This window comes from Aeromonas sp. MdU4 (assembly GCF_041929505.1).
In the GTDB taxonomy this organism is placed as follows: domain Bacteria; phylum Pseudomonadota; class Gammaproteobacteria; order Enterobacterales; family Aeromonadaceae; genus Aeromonas.
The window spans coordinates 139,813-163,277 of sequence record NZ_JBHFMW010000006.1 but is presented as its reverse complement, the minus strand read 5'-3'; the positions used below and the strand labels follow the sequence as shown (position 1 = coordinate 163,277).

Here is a 23,465-nt window from a genome sequence, read left to right as displayed (position 1 = left end):
TTCCCTGACCAAAAGGGAGTAGAAAGAGGATGCAACTGTGATTTCTGTCTATTGGAGGGGGTGAGAACGGCGGCTAGAATATCGGCCATCTTCTTCCCCCTCAATGACAGAGAATCATGAGTGAAAGCAAGGCATTATATCGGGTTCAATTTATCTGCCACAGCGAGCGCTACGAAGTCTATGTGCGCGAGGTGAATCAGGGCCAGCTGTTCGGCTTCATCGAAATTGCCGACTTTGTCTGGGACAACCACACGGCGCTCATCGTTGACCCCAGTCACGAGAAGCTCAAGAGCGAATTTGCCGATGTGCGCCACTCCCTGATCCCCATGCATCAGGTGCTGCGCATCGATCGGGTGAAAAAACAGGGCGCTGCCCGCATCACCGAGCTGGGCAGCAATGTTTCCCATTTCCCCAGCCCCATCTATACCAAACGCCCCTGACAGCTGGCGTTGCCGCCCGGCTCAGGGCGGCGTCAACTCCCGGCCCAGTTGCAGGATCCGCTGACGGAACCAGTGGCGGGCCGAGCCATCCCCGGCTGGCCCATACCACACCAGACTGTGACTCACCTTGCCGTAATCGAACGGAACGGGCCGGATCTCCAGATCCGGCTGACAGGCCATGCGGGCTGCCCAGCCTCCGATGGCGGTGAGGATCAGGTCACATTGGGGCAGCAGAGCGGCAGCGCTGGCAAAATCGGGCAGGGTAGCGCCAATCTGGCGGCGCACCTGTTGCTGGGCCAGGCTCTGCTCGAAGAAGGGGTTGGCCAGCTCCTGATCGCGGATGGCGATGTGGCGCCAGCTCAGGTAGGCATCGAGATCCCAGGGGCGCGACAGCGCCGGGTGATCCTTGCGCAGCAGGCAGACCAGCTGCTCTTCCCGCAGGGTCTCCCACACCAGCCTCGGCTGACGTGGTAACGGCTGGCTCTGGTCATGGGGCAGGATCACGAAGTCGAGCTTGCCCGCTGCCAGTGCCTCCAGCCCCTGCTCATCCTTGTTCCAGATCTCCGGCACCATGCCGGGCACCTCTCTCATCAGCTGACCCAGAATGGGGCCAACCGGCCAGCTCATCACACTCTCGCGCAATCCCAGCCGCAAGGTGCCCTGCCACTGCTCGGGGGCAAAGGCATTCTGGCGAGTGAGGCCGTTCAGCTCCCCCAACAACCGGTGCAGGGTCGGGGCCAGTCGCTCGGCCATGGGGGTGAGCAGTAGCTGGTTGCCCTGACGGTAGAGCAGTTGATCTCCCAGCAGATCCCGCAGTTGGTTGAGGGTTTTGCTGATGGTGGAAGGGGTGGTGCAGAGCCGTTCGGCGGTGCGGGTGACGCTCTGGTTGTCGAGCAGCAGGTGCAGGGTGACCAGATGGCGACCGCCCAATCTCGAGAGCGCGATCAGATCCATAAAGACTCCACAAGCGAATGAAACAGACAAAAAGCCCCGCCAAAGCGGGGCTGATGCAGATTAGCCCTTGAGCACTGCCGCCATGGCATCGGCCACGTAGTCGACGTTGCGGCTATTGAGGCCCGCCACGCACATGCGACCGGAGCGCACCAGATAGACTGCGAACTCTTCGCGCAGGCGATCCACCTGCTCCGGCGTGAGGCCGGTGTAGCTGAACATGCCGCGCTGGTTGATGAAGTAGCTGAAATCACGGCCCGGCACCTTGGCGCTCAGCACCTCGAACAGCTTCTGGCGCATCCCCTTGATGCGGGTGCGCATCTCGGTCACCTCGTCAACCCACAGGGCGTGCAGCTCCGGCTGGCTCATCACCGCCGCGGTGATCTGGCCACCGTGAGTGGGAGGGCTGGAGTAGTTGCGGCGCACGGTGGCCTTCATCTGGCCCAGCACCCGGCTTGCCTCTTCGGCATCTTGGCAGATGACAGACAGGCCGCCACAGCGCTCGCCGTAGAAGGAGAGGTTCTTGGAAAACGAGTTGCTGACGAAGAAGCTGACGCCTGCGGCCACCATGGCGCGGATGGCGTAGGCATCCTCTTCCAGCCCGTCGCCGAAGCCCTGATAGGCGATATCCATAAAGGGGATCAGGTTCTTCTCAGCCACCAGCGCGATCACCCGATCCCACTGGGCACGGGAGAGATCAACCCCGGTCGGGTTGTGGCAGCAGGGGTGCAGCAGCACGATGCTTTTCGCTGGCAGGCTGCTCAGACAGTCGATCATGGCGTCAAACTGCACGCCGCCGGTGGTCGCATCGTAGTAGGGGTAGTCGTGCACCTTGATGCCGGCCCCCTCGAACATCGCCTTGTGGTTGTCCCAAGTCGGATTGCTGACCCACACCTCGGAGGTCGGGAAGTAGCGCTTGAGCAGATCGGCGCCAATCTTCAGCGCACCTGAGCCGCCGATGGTCTGGATGGTGGCGATACGTCCCGCCTTGACCGCTTCATGGTCGGCGCCGAACAGCAGGTGCTGCACCGCGGTGCGGTAGTTGGCGGCGCCTTCCATCGGCTGGTAGGGACGCGGCGCCGGGGCGGCTGCGCGCTGCGTTTCGGCCTGCTGCACTGACGGCAGTAGCGGAATGCGGCCCTGCTCATCGTAATAGAGGCCGATCCCCAGGTTCACCTTCTGCTCGCGGGTGTCTTTGTGGAAGGTCTCGACCAGGGTCAGGATGGGGTCGCCAGCATAGGCATCGACGTGTTCAAACATGGGGGATCCTTGAAATTGACTGTCCAGTAAGACCGGCGGTCAGCCGGGCTGGACATCATGGCGTAATCCCCTTTTAGCCTCAAGCCTCAAGTTGTGCTCTAGTCTGGCTATCTATGACACCCAGTTCGAATGCATGTTTTATATGCCTGTTGAGGAGGAAAATAGGCCGCTATCGTCACATTTTGAAACAAAAATTCGGGGTCAAACGGATTTCCATCCTTGTTGTAGTGGTACACTGATAGACCAATCAATTCCTTAATTATATTGCCGGTGTATTCAGGCGAGCGACTCAGTGTGCCCGTTAAACATGCCGGTGACATGTCACTTAGCGCATCCATATCGCATGCGCCGTGATTTAATTATCCATCTGGAGCTGCTCTCTGCTTGCAATTATCCGGTTTGGTGACGATAGGTAGACCGGTTTCAATGACGCGACATACATCTGCAAACTCTCTTGTGAACCCCCTCTGGCTGGGGCTGGGTAGCTGGAACCTCTATTTTCTGGGCAAGTTGGCACTGTTGTGGGGGGGATATCTCAATTTCCACCCGCTGGCCAATCTGGTATTCGCTGCTTTTCTGCTGTTCCCGCTCTCCTCGCCCCGCTTGCGACGAGCACGGTCATGGATTGCCTTGCCAGTCGGGATCGGGCTCTTCTATCACGATACCTGGTTGCCGGGATTAGAGAGCATCGTCAGTCAGGGCGGACAGCTTTTCTCTTTTAGTGCCGATTATTGGCTGGAACTGCTCGAGCGCTTCATCAATTGGGAAATGGTGGGGATTGGTTTTGTCATGCTAACCGCCTACCTGTTTCTGGTGCAGTGGCTGCGGTTTACCCCCTGGGTGCTGGCTTCTCTGCTCTGGCTGTGGCTATCTCCGCTGCTGGTGAGTGCAGTGCCTGACGGTAAGGATATGGTTGCGAGCAGTGCAGCCCAGCCTGTGAAGGGTCTGGTCAATAACGAGCAGGGCCCGGTTGAACTGGAGCAACAGCTTGAGCAGAGTGCGCCTCCGACCACGGCCAACCTCAATGCCTATCTCGATGATTTCTATCTGGCAGAGCGTGGGCGCAAGATCAAATTTCCGCAGCAGTTGCCCGCCACGGCGACCCCTTTTGATCTGCTTGTGATCAACATCTGCTCTTTGGCGTGGAGCGATGTGGAGGCGAGTGGCCTGCAGCAGCATCCGGTATGGCGCCATTTCAATTTGATGTTTGACAGCTTCAACGCTGCTACCTCTTACAGTGGCCCTGCCTCCATCCGCCTGCTGCGTGCCAGTTGTGGTCAGCCCAGTCATCAGGATCTCTATCTGCCAGCCCCCAAAGAGTGCCTGCTGTTCGACAATCTGGCGCAATTGGGTTTCGAGAAACAGGTGGCCCTCGATCACTCCGGCGCCTTTGGCAATTATCTCAAGGAGTTGAAAGATCTGGCTGGTCTGGATACTGCGCCCATGAGCCGGGCTGGATTACCAAATGATTTGGTGTCGTTTGATGGTGAATCAATCTACCGCGATGATGCCCTGTTTGCGCGCTGGTTGCAGGCGCGAGGCGAGAGTCAGGCGGTGCGTAATGCCACCTTCTTTAACCTCATCTCCCTGCATGATGGCAACCGTTACGCCAAAAATCGGCAGACAGCCCCCTACAAAGGGCGGCTGCGCACCCTGCTGGATCAACTGGATCACTTCCTCTCCGAGCTGGAGCGCTCTGGTCGCAAGGTCATGGTGGTGGTGGTGCCGGAGCATGGCGCCGCTCTGACCGGTGATCGGATGCAGATGGCGGGTTTGCGCGATATTCCGAGCCCGGCCATTACCCGCATTCCTGTTGGTGTGGCCTTTATCGGCACCCAGGCACCTCATGAGCCAACACGTCATATCGCGGGAGAAAGCAGCTACCTAGCCCTCTCCGCACTGGTGGCCAACACGCTGGAGAGTGATCTGTTTGGCAAGCCGACTATTGACTGGAATGGACTGCTGAACAACCTGCCCAAGACCCCCATGGTGTCGGAGAATCAGGGAACCGTGGTGGTGCATTATCAGGGGGACTACCACATCAAACTGGGGCAGGGCGATTGGGTTCTTTATCCGAAATGATCCGGAGTGCAACATGACGACTGATGAGCAGGTAAGTAAACCGGCACCCTTTGATGTCCCTGTGGCAGGGGATGGGATCACCGACATCGAGCTTGTCCAGCAAGCCTTTGGTGTCAGCTTTTTTTATCACGATATCGCACTGGAAGAGCGTCTGGCCGATGTCCGGGAGCGCTTTCCTCTGCTCGCCGAGCTGGATTTGAAAAAGCGGGGCGAAGAGTGATTACCGTTGCGCTGCAAGGGATAAGAGGGGGAGTGGGAACGACCTCTATCGTTGCCGGGTTGGCACTGGCAGCCTGGCGACAGGGAGCCAGGGTACTGGCGGTCGATCTCTGTCCTGACAATCAGTTAGCACTGCATTTCGGGAGGCCCTGGGATGAGGCCCGTGGCTGGGGTTTGCTGGCTGATCCTGCCAATGGCTGGCGCTCCGCCATTCATTGCTGGCAACCCGGTCTGGATCTGTTAGCGCAGGGTGGGGTAACCGGGCCTCTCTCCATTGACTGGTTGTCTGAAGTGGAGGGTTATGATCTGGTGCTGCTGGATCTGCCTGCAGGAACGATAGCGGTGAAATGCACCCGATTGCTCACGGTCGTCAATGCCGACGCCAATGCCCACACACGGCTCTATCGCCATCGGTTTGTGCCACAGGAGCAGGTGGTGGTCACCCAATTTACCAGTCGGCGAGCGTTGCAACAGGATCTGCTCGATCTCTGGGATGAGGGGGGGATCCCGCTGCTCGCCATTCGTCTGCATCGGGATGAGTCGATGGCGGAGGCCATGGCAGCCAAATTGCCGGTGGGGGACTATGCGCCCGACAGCCTGATTGCCCATGAGCTGGATGCGTTGGCACGCTGGTGCCTCCAGCACGGGCGTAACATTTCATGCTAGTGCCCTTGCTGACTCCCGCCGCCACGAGCTGGTTACGCCGCAGCTATCGTCATTTGCGCAGTGCGGGCTCATCCCGCTGGGCAGCCTTCGCGGTCACCATGCTGCGGGTGCTGGCGTGGATCCTGTGTCCGCTGGAGGGGCCAGCCTGGCAGCGCTTTTATCGGCACCGGCACGCGCTTTATCCCCATGTCACCAACACGCGCCCCGGCGATCCCCTCCGTCTGCTGTTACAGACGATCTGGCTGCTGATCCGCAGGCCTGAACCCAGACCTTTTCGCTGGCCGGCCTGGTGCCAGCGGTTATGGCAGAAAGGGACTCTGTGGCTGGAGGGGAAGCTGGCGCAATTCGAGCACAGCCAGCTGCGTCAGTCACGCAATGCTGTTGCCGTTGCCAGATGGAAGAGCGTGCTGCTTTGTATTGCGGCCGGGTTACTGAGCCTGCTCTGCATTACCCAGCCTTTTGATCTCTACGCTCAGCTGGTCTTTGTCCTGATGCTGGCCATGATGGCATTCGTGCTGCGTGCCGTACCGGGGCGCTATCCCATGCTGATGATGATGGTGCTCTCCCTGACTGTCTCATGCCGTTATATCTGGTGGCGTTACACCTCCACCCTGGACTGGTGGGATCCGTTAAGCCTGTGTTGTGGTCTGTTGCTGCTGGCGGCAGAAACCTATGCCTGGATCGTGTTGATCCTGGGGTACTGGCAGACCGCGTGGCCGCTCAATCGTCCGCCCGTACCCATGCCCCCTGATATCGAGCAATGGCCATCGGTGGATCTGATGATCCCGACCTACAACGAGGAGCTGGCCATTGTGAAAGGGACGGTTTATGCCTCGCTGGCGCTGGACTGGCCAAAGGAGAAACTGACCATCTGGCTGCTCGATGATGGCGGGCGCGAGGAGTTCAGACAGTTTGCCGAGGCGGTCGGGATCCGCTATGTGGCGCGCCCCACCCACGAGCACGCCAAGGCGGGCAATATCAACCATGCCCTCAAGCTGGCGAATGGTGAGTTGGTGGCGATCTTCGACTGTGACCATCTACCCACCCGATCCTTCTTGCAGATGACTGTCGGATGGTTTTTCAAAGATCCTGCCCTGGGTCTGGTCCAGACGCCTCATCACTTCTTCTCGGCCGATCCCTTCGAGCGCAACCTCCATCGTTTTCGCAAGATGCCTAACGAGGGCGCCCTCTTCTATGGATTGGTACAAGATGGCAACGACATGTGGGATGCCACCTTTTTCTGCGGTTCCTGTGCCGTCATCAAGCGCTCGGCACTGGATGAGATCGGCGGGCTGGCCGTCGAGACCGTGACCGAGGATGCCCATACCTCATTGCGACTGCATCGTCAGGGGTACACCTCTGCCTATATGCGGATCCCCCAGGCGGCAGGGTTGGCGACCGAGAGCCTCTCCGCCCATATCGGCCAGCGTATTCGCTGGGCGCGCGGGATGGCTCAAATTCTGCGGCTGGACAATCCGCTGTTTGGCAAAGGGATCAGCCTGGGACAGCGCCTCTGTTACTTCAACGCCATGCTCCATTTTCTGGCCGGGGTTCCGCGTCTGATCTTTCTGACCGCACCGCTGACCTTTCTGATCCTCCATGCCTATGTCATCTACGCCCCTGCGGCGGCGATCGCCCTCTACATGTTGCCCCATCTGTTCCATAGCGCCCTGACCAACTCCCGGCTTCAGGGCAAGGTGCGCTACTCCTTCTGGGGAGAGGTCTACGAGACGGTACTGGCTTGGTATATCGCCCGCCCCACGACGGTGGCTCTCTTTGCTCCGCACAAAGGCAAGTTCAACGTGACGGCCAAGGGCGGATTGACGGAGGAGGTCTATCTCGATCTGGAGGTATCGCGCCCCTATCTGATCCTGGTTTTGCTCAATATCTGCGGTCTGGGATTCGGTATCTGGCGCATTCTGGCCGGGCCGGTAGATGAGATCCCGACCCTGATCCTCAGCATGCTGTGGGCGCTCTACAACATGACCATTCTGGGGGGCGCATTGGCCGTTGCCTTCGAATCCCGCCAGGTGCGCAGCAATCCCCGGGTGGAGATGGTGATGCCTGCCGCCATCAAGCTGGCCGACGGACACATCTACCCCTGCACCCTCAGCGACTACTCGAACGGTGGGGTTGGCATTCGGCTCGAGACGATGTTGCCTCTGGCAGGTAAGGAGCGGGTCTGGCTGCTGTTGCGCTATGGCAGCCGGGAGGCGGCATTCCCTGCCCGGGTTCAGCGGGTATTTGGCAGTCGCCTCGGACTGGAGCTGGAGCCGATGGACAAGGCGCAACATATCGCCTTTATCCAGTGCACCTTTGCTCGCGCCGATACCTGGTCCCTGTGGCAAAAACGGCTGGGCAGAGATCGTCCGCTGCACAGTTTTTTCCAGATAGTTCAGCTGGGCTGGGGGGCTTACTGGCGTCTGCTGCGCTCCACGCCGCTGGCTTCGCTCTGCATTCTCAGTGAGAAGCTGCTGTTCTGGCTGCTCTCTTTTGTTCCACGTCGCGTCTCTGCGGATTTTCGCTCCGGAGCCTCGACAGCACAGACAGTAAAAGCATGATGAAACCAAAACCTTACCTGCTTGCATTGCTCCTGGCGGCCCCCGCGGTATCGGCGACGGAGATGACGGGGCCGCTGCCTGCGGTAGATGCCCCGATCCGTACCCGCTCAATGACGCTGGAGCAGATGGCCGGGCACCCTGGCACCTTCTCCCTGCGCGGCACCATGCCTGATGGGCTCGCTGATTTCACCGTGCGCCGTGACGAGGTGGTGACCCGGGCCACGCTGGATCTCGATTTCACCCCGTCACCATCCTTGCTGCCGCTGGTCTCGCAACTCAAGGTCTATCTCAACGACGAACTGATGGGCGTCCAGCCCTTTGTCGACAAGCAGATGGGACAGCGAAACTACGCCACCATGGCGCTCGATCCCCGTTACGCCAAGGATTTCAACCGGCTCAAGCTGAACTTCATCGGCCATTATCAGAGGGTCTGCGAGAACCCGGCCAGCGATACCCTGTGGCTCAATATCAATCGGGACACCCGGCTCAATTTGCAACTGCAGACCCTGCCGGTGCGCAATGAACTCTCCTTCTTCCCGATGCCGTTTCTCGACACGCGCGATGATTCGCAGCTGGTGCTGCCCATGGTCTTTGCCGGTGCCGTGTCGCTGGAGCAGCAACGGGCAGCGGCCGTACTGGCCTCCTGGTTCGGGGCCAAAGCGCAATGGCGCGGCCAGCATTTCCCCGTGCTGATTAATGAGACGCCGACCCGCAATGCCATCGTGTTTGCCACCAACGAGACCCGGCCCGATTTTCTGGTCGATTACCCTCAGGTGACCGGGCCCACCATCGACATGGTGAGTGCGCCTGATAACCCCTATGTGAGGCTGCTGGTGATATCGGGGCGCAATCAGGACGATTTGCTGATCGCCAGCAAGGCGATAGCGCAGGGAACTGTGCTGTTGCGTGGTCAGAGCGTGCGGGTCGATGAGCTCAAGCCCCTGGCGCCAAGAGTGCCTTATGATGCCCCCAACTGGGTCAGGCTGGATCGTCCGGTACGCCTTGACGAGCTGCTCGACTATCCGGGGCAGTTGCAGGCCAGCGGGCGCGCCATCTGGCCGCTGGACCTCACCGTGACCTTACCGCCGGACCTCTATCAGCCCGGTGCGAACGGGATCAAGCTGCAGCTGGGTTACCACTACACATCGCCGGTGTTGCATGACGGTTCCCGGCTGGATGTGAAGGTGAACGATCAGTTGATGAAGTCGTATCCACTGGAGCCTGACGAGATCAAGGGCAAGCAGTTACTGACCCTTCCCCTGTGGTTGACCGGGGAGGATGAGTCCAGAGCATTGCGGATGCCGGGGCTCAAGAGCGGGCAGGCCAATCGTCTCAGTTTCGCCTTCCAATATGGCCAGCAGTTTATGGGGGGGCATGAGGATGGTCGTTGCGATCTGTTGCTGCCACCCGCTCATCAGGTGCGAATTGATGAAAGCTCGACGCTCGATTTCACCGGCTATCGCCATTTGATCGAGATGCCCAATCTGAAGGTCTTCTCCGGGGCCGGTTTTCCCTTCAGCAGGATGGCTGATCTATCTGAAACTCAGATAGTTATGCCGCTAAAACCATCTTCTGAGCAGATAACAACCATGCTCGATACCTTGGGGGCAATCGGCGCCGAGACCGGTTATCCGGCCCTGGCCTTTACCCTGACCAATGAGTGGCAGCAGGTGCGGGATGCCGACCTTGATACCCTGCTGATCGGCGATCTGCCTGCCGAATTTCGCCATGATGCCGAGCCGGATGCGCTGCTTGCCTCGCTGCAGAGCTGGGTGAATCAGCCAAGGCGCGAGTTCAGGGCGGTCGAACACTCTTCGGCTCGTGACCGTCAGCCAGAGGCGCGGGTCGGGATCAGCGGGAATAACGCGATTGCCGTGGTGCTAGGTCTGCAATCTCCTGCTCACCCGCAGCGCAGCGTCGTGGCCCTGCTGGCAGATGGTACGGCGGGCACCCGCTTGTTGAACGAGACGATGCAAACGCCTTCGTTGCGGACCCGGATAGAGGGCTCAGTGGCGATTATTCGGGAGGCTGGGGTCACCGCGCTGGATGTCGGCGAACGCTACGAGGTGGGTTATCTCCCCTGGTGGGAGCGGCTGTGGCATCTGTTGGCCAACCATCCGGTGCGTCTGGCCGGGGTCACGCTGATCAGCATGCTGTTGCTGGGATGGGGGCTGAGGTTGTTGCTGGCTCAGATCAGCCGTCGTCGTTTGAAGGAAGAGTAAGAGATGAGAAAGATGATCAGAACGATGATGCTACTGCTGCTCTGGTGCGCAAGCACCCTCCCGGCCCGCGCTGCGTGTGACTGGCCCGAGTGGCAGCAGTTCAAGCGGGATTACATAACGGCCGAGGGACGGGTGATTGACCCATCAGATGCGCGCCGTATCACCACCTCGGAAGGGCAGAGCTACGCGCTCTTTTTTGCACTGGTCAATGATGATCGGGAGACGTTCGAGCAGGTGCTGAACTGGACCGAGCGCGAGCTGGCAAAAGGGGATCTGACCGGTTTCCTGCCAGCCTGGCTGTGGGGGCTGCAGGGCGAGAAGTGGGGTGTGCTGGATGCCAATAGTGCGGCTGATTCTGATCTCTGGATCGCCTACAGCCTGCTGGAGGCCGGGCGTTTGTGGCAGAACCACAGCTACGAATCCATCGGCACCATGTTGCTGCGCCGCATAGCCCGGGAAGAGGTGGCGCGCCTGCCGGGCCTGGGGCCGGTGCTGCTGCCGGGACCCAAAGGATTTGTTGCGGAAAATCGCTGGACGCTCAACCCCGCCTATTTGCCACCCCAGTTGCTGGCGCGTGTCGCCGGCATGCAGGGGCCGTGGCAAGAGATGCATAAGCAGTGGCCCGCCATGTTGATGGCAAGTGCTCCCAAGGGATTTGCCCCTGACTGGGTCGACTGGCAGCAAGCGACAGGCTGGGTGAGCAATGCCAAACATGGTAATCGCGGCAGCTATGATGCGATTCGGGTCTATCTCTGGGTCGGGATGCTGAGTGCTGACGACCCGGCGAAACAGCAACTGCTGGCCCACTTCTCGCCCATGCGGGCTTATATCAATCGCACCGGCCAGGTTCCGGAGCGTATCGATACCGCCACCGGCAAGGTTGAGGGACACGCTGCTGCCGGATTTGCCGCGGCCCTGCTCCCTTTGATGCAAGGGGAGCCCGCACTTGATGCGTTGCGCGCACAAGTCGGCCAGCGCGGCTGGGATGCCCATGCCTACTATGGCAGCGTGCTGACGTTGTTCGGGTCGGGTTGGGATCAGGAGCGTTATCGTTTTGCGGCAAATGGCAATCTGATCCCCCGCTGGAGCGAGAGATGTCATCAACCAGAGTGACAGCCCTCTGCCTGACGCTCGGCTTGTTGCTGAGCGGTCAGGCCCATAGTGCGGTTGAGCCCGTCAGCTGGTTGCTGGAGCAGGTGCGCGTCGGGGAAGCGACTCATAACGAGGCGCTGATCAGCAATTCGCTCTACTCCCTCTCTCTGGTTGAGCCTGACCACCCCGAGCTGCTGGCAGCCAAGGCGCGTCAGGCGCTGCGTCTCGGCAAGCAGGTCGATGCCCAACAAGCGCTGGCACAATTGGCCAGTGTGGCGCCGGATTCGAGCCAGTACCGGCAGATCATGGCCGCACTGGCGCTGGAGGCTCCTGAAGTGCGCCAACAGTTGCAGCAGGCGCGCGTGCTCGCCAGTGCAGGACGCTTGCAGGAGGCGCAAGCCGGATACCGCAAGCTGTTTGGTTCTGATGGGCCGCCGACGCTGGATCTGGCGGTGGAATATGCACTGCTCGAGGCCCGCATTCCCGCTACCCGCAAGGCTGCTATCGCCACCTTGCAGGATCTTGAGCGGCGCTATCCCGGCCATGCAGCATTGCGGGCCGGTCTGGTAAGCAATCTGCAGCAGGACGGTCGTTATCAAGAGGCGATGGTGTTGCTCAAGCGCATGGCGCTTCATCCCGGTAGCCGTGATGCGGCTGCCTCTCTCTGGCTTGCCTCTATCCGCGATATGCCGGTCGGAATTGCGAGCATGGATGCGCTGCGCCAGTTTGTCGTGACGTTTGGCTCTGACAGTGAGGTAGATGAGGCCCTGACGCTGCTCGATACACAGGAGCAGCAGTGGGCATCTCCGGCCTTTCGCCAGCGTCAGAATGCTCTGGCTCGCAACCGCACGGGCAAGGCATCGGTGCGGGAGATCAGCGCTGCACTGGCTGCCAACCCTGATGATCAGGCGCTGAGAGGCGCCCTGGCCGAAGCGTACTCACGCAACAACCGGCGGGCGGAAGCGGTGGCCCAGCTGGAGCGGTTGTTGCGGCAGCCTGACGTAGCCCAACGCGCAAAGTGGGAGAGTTTGCTGGCGACCAACCGCTACTGGTTAATGCTGGATCGCGCCGACAAAGCGGCCGCCACCCGACAGTGGGCGGAGGCGGCCAATCTATACCGCCAGGCAACCAGGCTGGATCCGCAGGAGCCGGAGGGGTGGCTTGGGCTGGGTGACAGCGAACGCGCGCGTCAGCAAGAGCGGGAGGCAGAGCTGGCCTATCGCAAGGTGCTCGCCTTCGCCCCCGGCAACACGCGGGCTTTGGGGCGTCTGTTTGATCTCTATGTGCAGCAGGATCCGGCAAAAGCAGTGGCGCTGGCCAATGCGAGTCGCTCACCGCGCTTGCAGGAACAAGCGGCCCGGATCCTTGCCACGCAGCTGGAGGAGGAGGCCGACCTGCTGGCGCAGGCTGGCAAGTGGCCACAGGCGGTAGCGCGGCGTCAGGAAGCGCTGCAATTGACCCCTGATGATGTCTGGCTGGCTTATCGGCTGGCAGAAGATTTGACGCGTGTCGACGGTGCCGCAGCGGGTGAACGGCTGCTGCGGCAACGTCTGGCGGCGACCCCCCGTGATCTCTCGCTGCGTTATGCCACCGCACTCTTCCTTTCCGGACAGGGCGACGTGGCGCAAGCGCGCACCCTGCTGGCCGCAGAGCCCGCAGAGCCCGCAGCACGCTGGAGCGAAGATATGCGCGAGCTGGACAGCCGACTTGCTCGCCGGGAGCGGGTTGCACAGGCAACCCGACTGCGTGAGCAGGGCGATGAGGTTGCGGCCGAGCAGTTGCTGCAACCCCTGCTGCCTGACGAGGATATTGCTCTGCTGCTGGCGCAGTGGGCGACGGTTCGTGGTGACAAGGTGCGCGCGGAGCATCTCTATCAGAGCGTTCTGGCCAAACATCCCCATCATCCCGATGCGCGCCTTGGCATGGCCGAAATCGCGCTGGCCAGAGGGGATCGACAATCTGCCTATCACTGGCTACCTGCGTGGCCCGATACGCCGTCGCCGGAGAAGATGAATCTCTATCGTCAGGTCGCCAATCTTTACCAGCAGCTGGGGGACCCTGACCTTGCACAGGAGATCTTTGCTACCTATGCCCCGCTGGTGTCCGGGTTGCCATCCTCTCAAGAGAGCACCCTGTTTTGGCGCGACGCTGCCCGCCAGCGTTTTGCCAGCGGAGACAACGAGGAGGCGCTGGCGCTGGATAGAAAGGCGTTGCTGGCTGGCGGCCTTATCCCCCGGGAGGATATACCCGATGGCGAGCTGAGCGAGCAGGCTCATCGCCAGCGTGGTGACGACTGGTTGCTCTCCAGCCTGCGCAGCGATCTTGATCGGCACTATCGTCAGGAGCAGAGCACCTTCTCGTTTGACAGCGATTACTGGGGCTCCAGCGGTACGCCGGGGGTGTCAAACCTCCGTGCCCTGACCCAGATGCTGCAGCTGGATACCCCGTTGGCTGGCGGCACGTTTTTCAACCGTCTCGAGCTGGTCGAGATGGATGCGGGAACCCTGCCTGATTCCCCCTATCAGGAGCAACTGGGCACTTGTGCCGAGACAAGCTGCAGTGGCATGGCGCAGCAGCGACAGCAGGGCACTGCGGTGGCTACCGGTTGGCATGATGAGCGCTGGTCCTTTGATCTGGGGACCACACCTGTCGGGTTCGAGGTGGTGGACTGGGTCGGGGGGGCGAGTGTGAGAGGGGATTGGCAGAGCCTGGGGTGGCGGGCCACGGTGTCACGCCGTCCGCTCAATAGCTCCCTGCTCGCCTATGCCGGAATGATCGACCCGGGCAGCGGGATCCGTTGGGGGGGAGTGCGAGCCAATGGCATGCGCCTGGATCTGAGCCGTGACCAGGGTGGGGATACCGGCCTCTGGGGCAGCGTTCAGCAGCACCTCCTGACGGGCAAGAATGTGCCTGACAACTGGCGTACCCGGCTGATGGGCGGCAGTTATTACAAGCTGATCAATGAAGATCACCGTCGGGTCAGTGTCGGACTGAACTCTATGTGGTGGCACTATCAGCAGGATCTGAGCGGTTACACCCTGGGGCAGGGAGGGTATTACAGTCCCCAGCATTATCTCTCGGTCGCGCTGCCGGTCAGCTATCGCCAGCGCGTGCAGAATTGGTCCTGGGAGCTCGGAGGCTCGGTCTCCTGGTCGCAGGCCAGAACCGATGACAGTCGCCGTTATCCTCTGCCCGGTCTGCTGCCGGATGGTTTGCCGGATAAAGATGCCCCGGTGACCGGTGGCAGCAGCAGTGGCATGGGCTACACCCTCAATGCAATGGTCGAGCACCGTTTGACGGATCACTGGCGCATCGGTGGTCGCATCGACCTGCAGCAGGCGGATGACTACGCGCCCAGCCACGCCACCCTGTTCCTGCGTTACACCTTCAAGCCGTGGCGGGGAGATCTCGATATGCCGCCACTGCCTCTGACCCCATACGCGGAGTTTGATTGACGAGATGCCCGGTTTGCCACCGGGCATCTTTGCATGGTGTCACTTCAGATAGGATCGCAAAACCCGCACTACCTGATCCAGATCCTCCAGCCGCTCGGCATGGGTCGCCTCTTCAGCGCCTAGGTGTTCGCGCATATGTCCTTCCAGCACCTCCAGCATCAGGCCGTTGACGGCACCGCGGATGGCGGCGATCTGCTGCAAAATGGCGGTGCAGTCGCTCTCCTGCTCCAGTGCACTCTCCAGTGCGCCTGCCTGACCCTTGATGCGGCGCACCCGTGCCAGCAGCTTCTTCTTGTCGTGGATGGTGTGTGACATGGCGGATCCTCTCGATCAATAAAACTATACTGGGGTATAGTATATTGCATTGTCGTTCTCAGGAGAAACAGATGTCGTCCCTTGCCCAATCACACTGCCATCAACCCGTCGTGCACGAAGGCAATCCACTGGCCGAACAGAAGACCCGTTGGGCTGTTCTGCTCACTGTCATCATGATGGTGGCGGAGATCGGTGGCGGCTGGTTCTACAACTCCATGGCGCTGCTGGCTGACGGTTGGCACATGAGCTCTCACGCGCTGGCGCTCGGCCTGTCGGTACTGGCCTACCGCGCCGCCCGCCACTTCGCCCGCGACCACAGATTCAGCTTTGGCACCTGGAAAATCGAAGTGCTAGGGGGCTTCACCAGTGCCTTGCTGCTGGTGGGGGTCGCCGGGTTGATGCTGTTCGAGTCGGTGTTCCGGTTGCTGGATCCCAGCCCGATCCACTACCAGCAGGCGATTGCCATCGCCATCGTCGGCCTGCTGGTGAACCTCGCCTGTGCCTGGTTGCTCAAGGATGATCACGGCCATCACCATGGGCACGGCCACAACCATCATCATGATCATCACGACCACGATCACTCTCATGAGCATCAGCACGGTCATCAGGATCTCAACCTGCGCGCCGCCTACATCCACGTGCTGGCGGATGCGGCCACCTCGGTGCTGGCGATTCTGGCGCTGGTGGGAGGGATGCTGTGGGGGGCTGACTGGCTCGATCCCCTGATGGGGATTGTGGGTGCCGGGCTGGTGGCGGTGTGGGCCTGGGGTCTGCTGCGCGACTCGGGGCGGGTGCTGCTGGATGCCGAGATGGATACCCCGCTGGTGACGGAGATCCGCGAGGTGATTGCCGAGCTGCCGGAGACCGAGATCCGCGATCTCCACGTTTGGCGGGTAGGTCAGCAGCAGTATGCCTGCGTGCTCTCCCTGCTGATGATGGCGCCTCTGTCGGCCAGCCAGATCCGCGAGCGGCTCGCCATCCATGAAGAGCTGGTGCATGTGACCATCGAGATCGCGACCGAATAACCGCGAACAGGGGGCCTTGGCCCCCTGATGTTTAAGAGTGCAGCGTCAGGTGGCCGGTTCCCCCTTGCTGGTCTGCGGTTTGTGCTGCCAGACCGCGCCCAGCAGCAGCTTGAGCAACAGCTCTGGCGGGTTGTCGAGCAGCTTGCCGGACTCCAGTAATAGCTGCCCATCGGAGCCAAAGCCAAGGCTCGCATCGATGGTACCATCTTCGGCCACCACCTGGATCAGACCGTTGAAGGCACCCCGCTCACCTGGCTGGCAGCGCAGCCGCAGTTCGCGAGGTTCTCCCAGTAGAGTGAAGGCACGACTCAGGGGAGGGGAGTCCTCATAGTCGGGCCAGTTGAAGAAGTGGTACTGCTCGGCAAGGGTGCCTGCCTGCTGGCAGAACTGGTCGAACAGTTGTCCGATCGCCTGATACTCCTGATCCAGCCGTTTGGCCTGTTCTTCAATCCTTTTCATCGCTTGCTCCTTCTCTATCCACTTGATCAGAAATTATTTTTTCTGATCCTGCGACTGCCGTTTGCCAGATATGGGGCTAAAGTGGCGTGCGGTCTGTGAGCAGGATCCAAGTTTCAATCTGAAAACGTTATCTTGTTGAAAAAGTTTGGCTTTTTTGCCCATTCGCTCACATTTGAGACGATTGCCGCTGATTAATATGGCACCGCCCGGCAATGACCGGGTGCTCGATTATCGAGACTAACTACACAGCGGGAATTATAAAAATCATGGATATGAAAAAGACCAAAGTGGCGCTGGTAACAGCCTCACTGCTCGCGCTTTTGTCTGGCTGTAATGACAACAGTTCTGCACCATCCAGTGTTAACCCTACACCACCAACGCCACCCACCCCCGAAGTCACCGATGGGCCCGTTGCCCGTCTGCCAAAAATGGAGTCCCCCAAAGAGTTGCTGGTTGCCGGAGACAATCAGGTGGTGATTGCGCTGGTAGATACCCAGTCGGCTGCCAAGGGGGCCAAGGCGTCTTTTGACAGCTACAGCCTGCATCTTTGGAACAACGATGCCTGCGACGCAACGGCTGATAGCGGCCTGAACAGTAGCTGGGATGACAAGAGCAAGGGTCCCACTGCGGCTGACAACTTTGGTCCGGCCTGGGTGGTACCGCTGGCCAAGCTGGAAGGGTGCATCAACTTTATCGCCCGTGATGGTTCTCTCGGCAACCTGACCGGCAGTGATATGCAGGTGATCTTCAAGGATCACCCGGATCGCACCGTGGCCATCGTCGCGGGTAAAAAAGAGCTGTTTGATTCGCGTGCTGATGCCTTTACCGCGGCTTTCGGTGTGGCTGGGGCCAGTGCCCATCTGATCGACGGCAACACCCTGATTTGGCAAGGTGGCAAGGATAAGCCCCACGTTCGTCTCTATTACACCGACTCGGGCACCATCAAGGCCAATGCCGATGGCGTGTTCGATTTCCCCTATATCACGCTGACCGCGACCAGCCTGACTGGCGAACAGCAGGCCAAATATCCGCATCTCAAGGATGCGGCTGCCTTTGCCCTGCCGGCTGGCAAGGATCTCAAGCCCCTGCTCAAAGGGGAGCTGGTGGCTATCGGCACCGATGCTGATGGCATTCTGCAGGGCGCGACCCTGGTACAGAGCGCCGGTGCTCTTGATGCCCTCTATGCGGCAGAGGCGACCAAGCTGAGCTATGGCGCCGTGGTGGAGGGCAACCGGGTTACCTTCCGTCTCTGGGCGCCGACCGCCAAGTCGGTCAAGCTGGCTCTCTACAATGCCAGTCACCAGAAGAGTGGCGAAGTGGCGATGACTTTCGACAGCGCCAGCGGCAGCTGGAGTTACGAAGGGGGCAGCGAGCTGATCGGCCAGTTCTACCGCTACGACATGGAGGTCTACCATCCGCTGAGCCGCAAGGTTGAGCACTACGAGGTGACCGACCCCTATTCGCTCAGTCTGGCGATGAACTCCGAGTTTAGTCAGGTGGTGGATCTCAACGATCCGGCGCTGAAACCTGAAGGGTGGGACAGCCTGACGGCGCCTCATAGCCAGCAAAACCCGGCCGACATCACCATCTATGAGGCCCATGTCCGCGATCTGACCGGCAACGACGACTCCACCCCGGTGGAGCACCGCGGCAAGTTCCTCGGTCTGGCCGATAGCGATACAGTACCGGTCAAGCACCTGAAAGCATTGGCAAAAAGCGGCGTTAGCCACCTGCACCTGCTGCCGGTATTCGACATCGCCACCGTCAACGAGGATCCGGCCAAGGTGGCCAATATTGGCGATGATTTCAGCAAGCTCTGTCAGGTCAATCCGGATGTGAAAACATCCCAGTTTGGCACTTACTGTGGCGGCGGTCAGACTGTTGGCCAGGTGCTGGATACGCTCAAGGCGGGCGACAGCAAGGATAACCCGCAGGTGCAGGAGCTCTCCGGCTATCTGCGCGGCGTCGACTCTTTCAACTGGGGTTATGACCCCTACCACTACACCACGCCGGAAGGCTCCTACGCCACCAATGCCGAGGGCACCCAGCGCATCCTGGAGTTCCGCGAGATGGTCAAGGCCATCAAGCAGAACATCGGCATGAACGTGGTGATGGACGTGGTCTACAACCACACCAACGAATCCGGGCTCGGCCCCAAGTCGGTGCTCGACAAGATAGTGCCTTGGTACTATCAGCGCCTCAATCCGGAGACCGGCTCGGTGGAGAACTCCACCTGCTGCTCCAACACGGCGCCGGAACACGCCATGTTCGCCAAGCTGATGGATGACTCGCTGGTCACCTGGGCGCGGGACTACAAGATCGATGCCTTCCGCTTCGACCTGATGGGTCACCACCCGAAAGATCAGATGGTGCAGGCGCTGGCCGCAGTGAAGAAGGTCAATCCCGAGATGTACTTCTACGGCGAGGGGTGGAACTTCGGCGAGGTTGCCGATGACAAGCGCTTCGTGCAGGCGACCCAGAAACATCTGGCCGGTACCGGGATTGGCTCCTTCTCCGACCGGTTGCGGGATGCGGTACGCGGCGGCAGTCCGTTTGATAGTAAAGATGCCATTCGTGAAACCCAGGGGTTTGGCAACGGCGCCTTTGTTGATCCTAACGAAATGAGCAAGGTGGAGCTGGCAACAGCCTTGCACCAGTCCGATCTGGTGCGCCTCGGTATGGCGGGCAACCTCAAGGAGTTCGTGCTGACCGACAAGGATGGCATGCCGAAGAAGGGTTCCGAGATCGACTACAACGGTCAGCCAGCAGGCTATGCCCAGGATCCGGTGGAAGTGCAGAACTATGTCGACAAGCACGACAACCAGACCCTGTTCGACAACCTGATCTACAAGGCGCCGCAAGGAGCCGATCTGGTGCGGATGCAAGGGGGTATCACTCGCCACCGCCATGCTGGGACAGGGCATCCCCTTCACCCACGCCGGTGTCGAGCTGCTGCGCTCCAAATCCATGGAGCGAGACAGCTACGACTCAGGCGACTGGTACAACAAAGTTGACTACACCTTGGCCGACAACAACTTCAACAAGGGGTTGCCACGCAAGGACAAGGATGAGGTCAACTACGCGCTGATCGAGCAGGTGCTCACCCAGCACGCCAAGCCGAGCGGTGCCGACATGGCGACCATGGTGAGCTTCTATCAGGAGCTGGCGGAGCTGCGCAACTCCTCCCGTTTGCTGCGTCTTGGCAGCGGCGCCGAGGTGATCAAGCGGGTCGACTTCCGCAATACCGGGCCGGATCAGGTACCGGGCCTGATCGTCATGACGGTGGATGATGGCAGCAAGGCCGGGGTGGATCTGGATCCGGCCATCGACGGTCTGGTGGTGATGATCAACGCCACCAATCAGAGCCAGAGCATCGGCGAATTCCGTGATGGCGATGGTCAGCTGATCGACCTGAGCGGTCTGCAACTGAGCCCGGCTCACCACGCCAGCAACAGCATCGCTCGCGATGCCGCCGTCAATAACGGTACCCTGACGCTGGGGGCCTGGTCGGCTGCGGTGTTCGTCAAGCCGCAGTCTGGTAAGCAAGGTGCGGGCCTGCCGCTTGGCAAGAAAACCGACCTGAGCACGCTGCCACCGTTTGGGATGACCGATATCTTTATTCGCGGTTTCCTGGGCCAGTGGGATGCGGTCAACCAGATGAGCTTTGATGGCAACTACATGTACGGGCTGACCGTGCCAGTAACCGATGGCCAATTGGGTCAGACCACCCTGAAGATCGCCGATGCCAGCTGGAACATCGCCAACTACGGCAAGTGTGCATCGGGCGATGTGCTGACCGTTTCAGCCCCTCTTACCCTGTGCAAAGGGGGTGATAACGTTGGCATGACCCTGAGCAAGGCCGGTAACTACAAGTTTGTCTTTACCGCCATGGACAAGGAGAAGCCGACCCTGAGCGTCAGCGTGGCTGATGCAACGCCCTAGGCAACCCCATTGAGCCCGGAGGCTGGCTCGGCGCCCCCGGGTTGAATTCCACCTCGCCAAGGGTGGGATAATCCGAGAGAGTAAGCAAAGCGCGACTGCCGACCGGCAGGCGCGCTTTTTCTTTTGTGGGGAGTCGTGAGAGCAAAAAGAAAAGCCGTCCCGGTTGGGGACGGCTTTTGGCTAGGGCGCAATCGGCTCGCTTAGCGCTTGCGCAGCAGGCGCAGGGCGTTGGCGGTGACCAGGGCGGTGGCGCCGGTGTCGGCCAGTACCGCAATCCACAGACCGGTGATACCGAGCAGACTGGTGACCAGGAAGATGGCCTTCAGTCCCAGTGCCAGCGCGATATTCTGGTGAATATTGGCCAGCGCGGAGCGGGAGAGGCGGATCATCGCAGCGATACCACCGAGCTGGTTGTGAGTCAGCGCCGCATCGGCTGTCTCCAGCGCCACATCGGTGCCTCCCCCCATGGCGATGCCGATGCTGGCTCGCTTCATGGCCGGGGCGTCGTTGATGCCATCGCCAATCATGGCAACCTTCCGGGTGCTGGCCAGTTTGGCGATCTCTTCTACCTTGTTCTCCGGCAGCAGACCGGCGCGCCAGCCCATGCCCAGTTCGGTGGCGATGGCCTCGGCGGCGCGGGGGTTGTCCCCGGTCAGCATGATGCTCTGCAGGCCGAGCCGGTTGAGCTCTTGCAGCGCCGCTGCCGCTTCCGGCCGGATTTGATCTCGCAGCGCCAGCAGGGCAACCGGCAGAGCCTGGTTGCTGCTGCTCTGGCAGAGCACGACCACCGTCTTGCCCTGTTGCTCCAGCATGGCGATCTGGGCCTGTTGATCTTTGCTCAGCGTAGCGACGCGGCTCGGTGCCAGCAGTTGCCACAGCTCGCCGTTGATGCGCCCTTCAACACCCATACCCGGCAGGGCGCGCAGATCGCGGGCTTCTACCTGTGCCAGCCCCTGCTCGTTGGCGGCGGCCACCACGGCGCGTGCCAGCGGGTGGTGGGAGCCCTGTTCGATGGCGGCAGCCAGCGCCAGCAGTTCGCCATTGCTCTGACCATTGAGACTCACCAGCTCGGTCAGCTGCGGCTTGCCCAGGGTCAGGGTGCCAGTCTTGTCAAACGCCACGGTATCGATATGGGCCAGTCGCTCCAGTGCGGCACCCCCTTTGATCAGGGCCCCCTGCCGGGTTGCTGCCGCCAGTGCGGAGGTCACCGCCGCCGGGGTGGAGATGACCAGCGCACAGGGGCAACCGATCAGCAGCAGTGCCAGACCACGATAAACCCACTCATCCCAGCTCTGGCCGAAGGCGAGCGGCGGCACCAGCACCACCAGCAGGGCAACCAGCATCATGGCCGGGGTATACCAGCGGCTGAAGCGGTCGATAAAGCGCTCGATGGGCGCGCGCTGGCTCTCGGCTTCCTCGATGAGGTGCAGAATGCGATCGATGGCGTTGTTGCCAGGTTCCGATACCACTTCAAGGCGCAACACCCGATCGGCAGCCAGACTACCGGCCGGCACTTTGTCACCCTGGCGGCGTTCCACCGGAATGGATTCACCGGTCAGGGCGCTCTCGTCAAAGGCGCCAAGGGCGTCGAGCAGACGGGCATCGGCCGGGAGGCGCGCACCCGGAGCGATTTCGATGATGTCGCCGGGACGCAGCTCATCGGCGCCGACCTCTTCCCGCACTTCGCCCGCGGCAGTGGTACGGATCCGCAACGCCTTGTCAGGCACCAGCGCCATCAGGGCGGTGACCCCGGCACGGGCGCGACCGGCGGCGTAGGCCTCCAGATGCTCGCCCAGCATGAACAGCAGCAGCACCATGGCTGCTTCGGCGGTTTCGCCGAGGAACAGGGCGCCCACGGCGGCGACCGTCATCAGGGTCTCGATAGCGAAGGGGGAACCGCTTTTGGTCAGTGCCCACGCCTTGCGAGAGATGGGCCACAGGCCCCAGAGGGTGGCCAGAGTAAACAGCGGCTGACCGATCTCACCCGGCAGCAGGGCCGCCACCAGCATCAGGCTGGCCAGCGACAGTGGTTGCCAGTATTTGCTGAGCAGATTCATTAGCGGGCTGCGGTTCGTTTCGCTGCGAGCCGCGCTCTGGGCAATACCCTTGAGCTGGAAACCGGCGGCCAGTACGGCAGCCGTCACAGGATCGGGGGAGAGACCGGGGGCCAGATCCACCACCAGCTTCTCGGTGGCAAACAACACGCGTGCCTGCTGGACACCGTTGACGCGGCTGACGGCTGTCTCGATCTTGCGAGCGCAGCTGGGGCAATCCATTCCCATGACTTGCCAGCTGTGGCGACTGTTGCCCTGAGTCGGAGCGGCCAGCGGTTCGACTGGTGCCTGTGCATCGTGGTCATGATCATGATGGTCATGGGATGAATTCGCTGTGCAGCAGCTCTGGGAGTGCGGGCCGCCTAGGGGGGGCTCTTCATCTCCCGGTGAGTCGCACTTCTCGTGATCCTGATGATCATGAGAGGTGGCGCCGCCACAGCAGCTGACCGGCGCGGCACTGTCACAGCAGTGACTGTTATGCTGGTGCTCGGTGGAGCTGGCCTTGCTGACAGCCTTGATGGGGGCCGCAGCATGCTGGGTGGAGCAGCAGGATTTGCTCATGGTGTGTTCCTCTTGGCTGGATCCCGCCCCTGCGGGATCCTGATTAACTTAGGTGAGTGTAAACCTTGGTGTTAAGTCCAAGGTCAACCCTCTTTTTATCCGGTTGACGTTGCTGCTGGGTTGCGAGCTCTACCACCTATATCCCTGTGGTTGACGGGTGT

General features: G+C 60.8%; 14 protein-coding genes and 1 pseudogene. 10 read left to right on the top strand and 5 right to left on the bottom strand.

The annotated features are described in order from the left end of the window. Positions 1–116 precede the first annotated feature (116 nt). Entirely contained in the window at positions 117–440 is a 324-nt protein-coding gene (locus ACE1BR_RS04425; RefSeq protein WP_234662975.1) for a DUF1820 family protein, read from the top strand. 21 nt (positions 441–461) lie between these two features. Here the strand turns inward: ACE1BR_RS04425 and ACE1BR_RS04420 are convergent, their stop codons facing one another. Both ACE1BR_RS04420 and ACE1BR_RS04415 read right to left on the bottom strand, forming a co-directional pair. Continuing rightward, positions 462–1,394, bottom strand: coding sequence for a LysR family transcriptional regulator (locus ACE1BR_RS04420; protein WP_374867956.1), 933 nt, complete (start codon positions 1,392–1,394; stop codon positions 462–464). Positions 1,395–1,454: 60 nt separating this feature from the next. Further along, positions 1,455–2,651: an aromatic amino acid transaminase gene (locus ACE1BR_RS04415; RefSeq protein ID WP_374867954.1), complete on the bottom strand. Its 1,197-nt coding sequence runs from the start codon at positions 2,649–2,651 to the stop codon at positions 1,455–1,457. 456 nt (positions 2,652–3,107) lie between these two features. On the opposite strand from ACE1BR_RS04415, the gene bcsG reads away from it, so the two are divergent. The 7 genes from bcsG to bcsC are packed head-to-tail and all read left to right on the top strand — an operon-like array spanning position 3,108 to position 14,948. Next, positions 3,108–4,733: a cellulose biosynthesis protein BcsG gene (gene bcsG, locus ACE1BR_RS04410; protein WP_374867952.1), complete on the top strand. Its 1,626-nt coding sequence runs from the start codon at positions 3,108–3,110 to the stop codon at positions 4,731–4,733. A gap of 13 nt (positions 4,734–4,746) precedes the next feature. Beyond that, complete coding sequence (bcsR, locus tag ACE1BR_RS04405; protein WP_374867950.1) at positions 4,747–4,953, top strand: cellulose biosynthesis protein BcsR; 207 nt, start codon at positions 4,747–4,749, stop codon at positions 4,951–4,953. Beyond that, complete coding sequence (locus ACE1BR_RS04400; RefSeq protein ID WP_374867949.1) at positions 4,950–5,618, top strand: cellulose synthase operon protein YhjQ/BcsQ; 669 nt, start codon at positions 4,950–4,952, stop codon at positions 5,616–5,618. The genes bcsR and ACE1BR_RS04400 overlap by 4 nt, the downstream gene beginning before the upstream one ends. Next, positions 5,612–8,179: a UDP-forming cellulose synthase catalytic subunit gene (gene bcsA, locus ACE1BR_RS04395; protein WP_374867947.1), complete on the top strand. Its 2,568-nt coding sequence runs from the start codon at positions 5,612–5,614 to the stop codon at positions 8,177–8,179. The genes ACE1BR_RS04400 and bcsA overlap by 7 nt, the downstream gene beginning before the upstream one ends. After that, positions 8,176–10,401: a cellulose biosynthesis cyclic di-GMP-binding regulatory protein BcsB gene (bcsB, locus tag ACE1BR_RS04390; protein ID WP_374867945.1), complete on the top strand. Its 2,226-nt coding sequence runs from the start codon at positions 8,176–8,178 to the stop codon at positions 10,399–10,401. The genes bcsA and bcsB overlap by 4 nt, the downstream gene beginning before the upstream one ends. 3 nt (positions 10,402–10,404) lie before the next feature. Continuing rightward, the gene (gene bcsZ / locus ACE1BR_RS04385) at positions 10,405–11,514 is read left to right on the top strand and encodes a cellulose synthase complex periplasmic endoglucanase BcsZ (RefSeq protein WP_374867943.1); all 1,110 of its coding nucleotides are present in this window, start codon (positions 10,405–10,407) and stop codon (positions 11,512–11,514) included. Continuing rightward, positions 11,496–14,948, top strand: coding sequence for a cellulose synthase complex outer membrane protein BcsC (gene bcsC, locus ACE1BR_RS04380; RefSeq protein ID WP_374867941.1), 3,453 nt, complete (start codon positions 11,496–11,498; stop codon positions 14,946–14,948). The genes bcsZ and bcsC overlap by 19 nt, the downstream gene beginning before the upstream one ends. Positions 14,949–14,987: 39 nt before the next feature. On the opposite strand, the gene ACE1BR_RS04375 is transcribed toward bcsC, so the two are convergent. Next, entirely contained in the window at positions 14,988–15,263 is a 276-nt protein-coding gene (locus ACE1BR_RS04375) for a metal/formaldehyde-sensitive transcriptional repressor (protein ID WP_335854051.1), read from the bottom strand. 71 nt (positions 15,264–15,334) lie between these two features. Here ACE1BR_RS04375 and dmeF point away from each other — a divergent pair, with 71 nt between their 5' ends. Continuing rightward, positions 15,335–16,288, top strand: a complete 954-nt coding sequence (gene dmeF / locus ACE1BR_RS04370; protein ID WP_374867938.1) for a CDF family Co(II)/Ni(II) efflux transporter DmeF — start codon at positions 15,335–15,337, stop codon at positions 16,286–16,288. Between the two features lie 45 nt (positions 16,289–16,333). On the opposite strand, the gene ACE1BR_RS04365 is transcribed toward dmeF, so the two are convergent. Continuing rightward, complete coding sequence (locus ACE1BR_RS04365) at positions 16,334–16,747, bottom strand: hypothetical protein (RefSeq protein WP_374867936.1); 414 nt, start codon at positions 16,745–16,747, stop codon at positions 16,334–16,336. 266 nt (positions 16,748–17,013) lie between these two features. Here ACE1BR_RS04365 and pulA point away from each other — a divergent pair. After that, positions 17,014–20,689: pseudogene (gene pulA / locus ACE1BR_RS04360) on the top strand (pullulanase-type alpha-1,6-glucosidase). 200 nt (positions 20,690–20,889) lie between these two features. Here the strand turns inward: pulA and ACE1BR_RS04355 are convergent. Beyond that, a complete protein-coding gene (locus ACE1BR_RS04355) occupies positions 20,890–23,304 on the bottom strand; it encodes a zinc/cadmium/mercury/lead-transporting ATPase (protein WP_374867934.1) in 2,415 nt (804 codons plus the stop codon). Between the last annotated feature and the right edge of the window lie 161 nt (positions 23,305–23,465).

What these genes read in the sequence shown, in the direction of transcription:
- bcsZ (WP_374867943.1), top strand. Translation starts at nt 10,405, where the DNA reads ATGAGAAAGATGATCAGAACGATGATGCTACTGCTGCTCTGGTGCGCA.
- bcsB (WP_374867945.1), top strand. Translation starts at nt 8,176, where the DNA reads ATGATGAAACCAAAACCTTACCTGCTTGCATTGCTCCTGGCGGCCCCC.
- ACE1BR_RS04425 (WP_234662975.1), top strand. Translation starts at nt 117, where the DNA reads ATGAGTGAAAGCAAGGCATTATATCGGGTTCAATTTATCTGCCACAGC.
- ACE1BR_RS04365 (WP_374867936.1), bottom strand. Translation starts at nt 16,747, where the DNA reads ATGAAAAGGATTGAAGAACAGGCCAAACGGCTGGATCAGGAGTATCAG.
- ACE1BR_RS04420 (WP_374867956.1), bottom strand. Translation starts at nt 1,394, where the DNA reads ATGGATCTGATCGCGCTCTCGAGATTGGGCGGTCGCCATCTGGTCACC.
- bcsC (WP_374867941.1), top strand. Translation starts at nt 11,496, where the DNA reads ATGTCATCAACCAGAGTGACAGCCCTCTGCCTGACGCTCGGCTTGTTG.
- bcsR (WP_374867950.1), top strand. Translation starts at nt 4,747, where the DNA reads ATGACGACTGATGAGCAGGTAAGTAAACCGGCACCCTTTGATGTCCCT.
- ACE1BR_RS04415 (WP_374867954.1), bottom strand. Translation starts at nt 2,651, where the DNA reads ATGTTTGAACACGTCGATGCCTATGCTGGCGACCCCATCCTGACCCTG.
- ACE1BR_RS04355 (WP_374867934.1), bottom strand. Translation starts at nt 23,304, where the DNA reads ATGAGCAAATCCTGCTGCTCCACCCAGCATGCTGCGGCCCCCATCAAG.
- ACE1BR_RS04375 (WP_335854051.1), bottom strand. Translation starts at nt 15,263, where the DNA reads ATGTCACACACCATCCACGACAAGAAGAAGCTGCTGGCACGGGTGCGC.
- dmeF (WP_374867938.1), top strand. Translation starts at nt 15,335, where the DNA reads ATGTCGTCCCTTGCCCAATCACACTGCCATCAACCCGTCGTGCACGAA.
- bcsA (WP_374867947.1), top strand. Translation starts at nt 5,612, where the DNA reads ATGCTAGTGCCCTTGCTGACTCCCGCCGCCACGAGCTGGTTACGCCGC.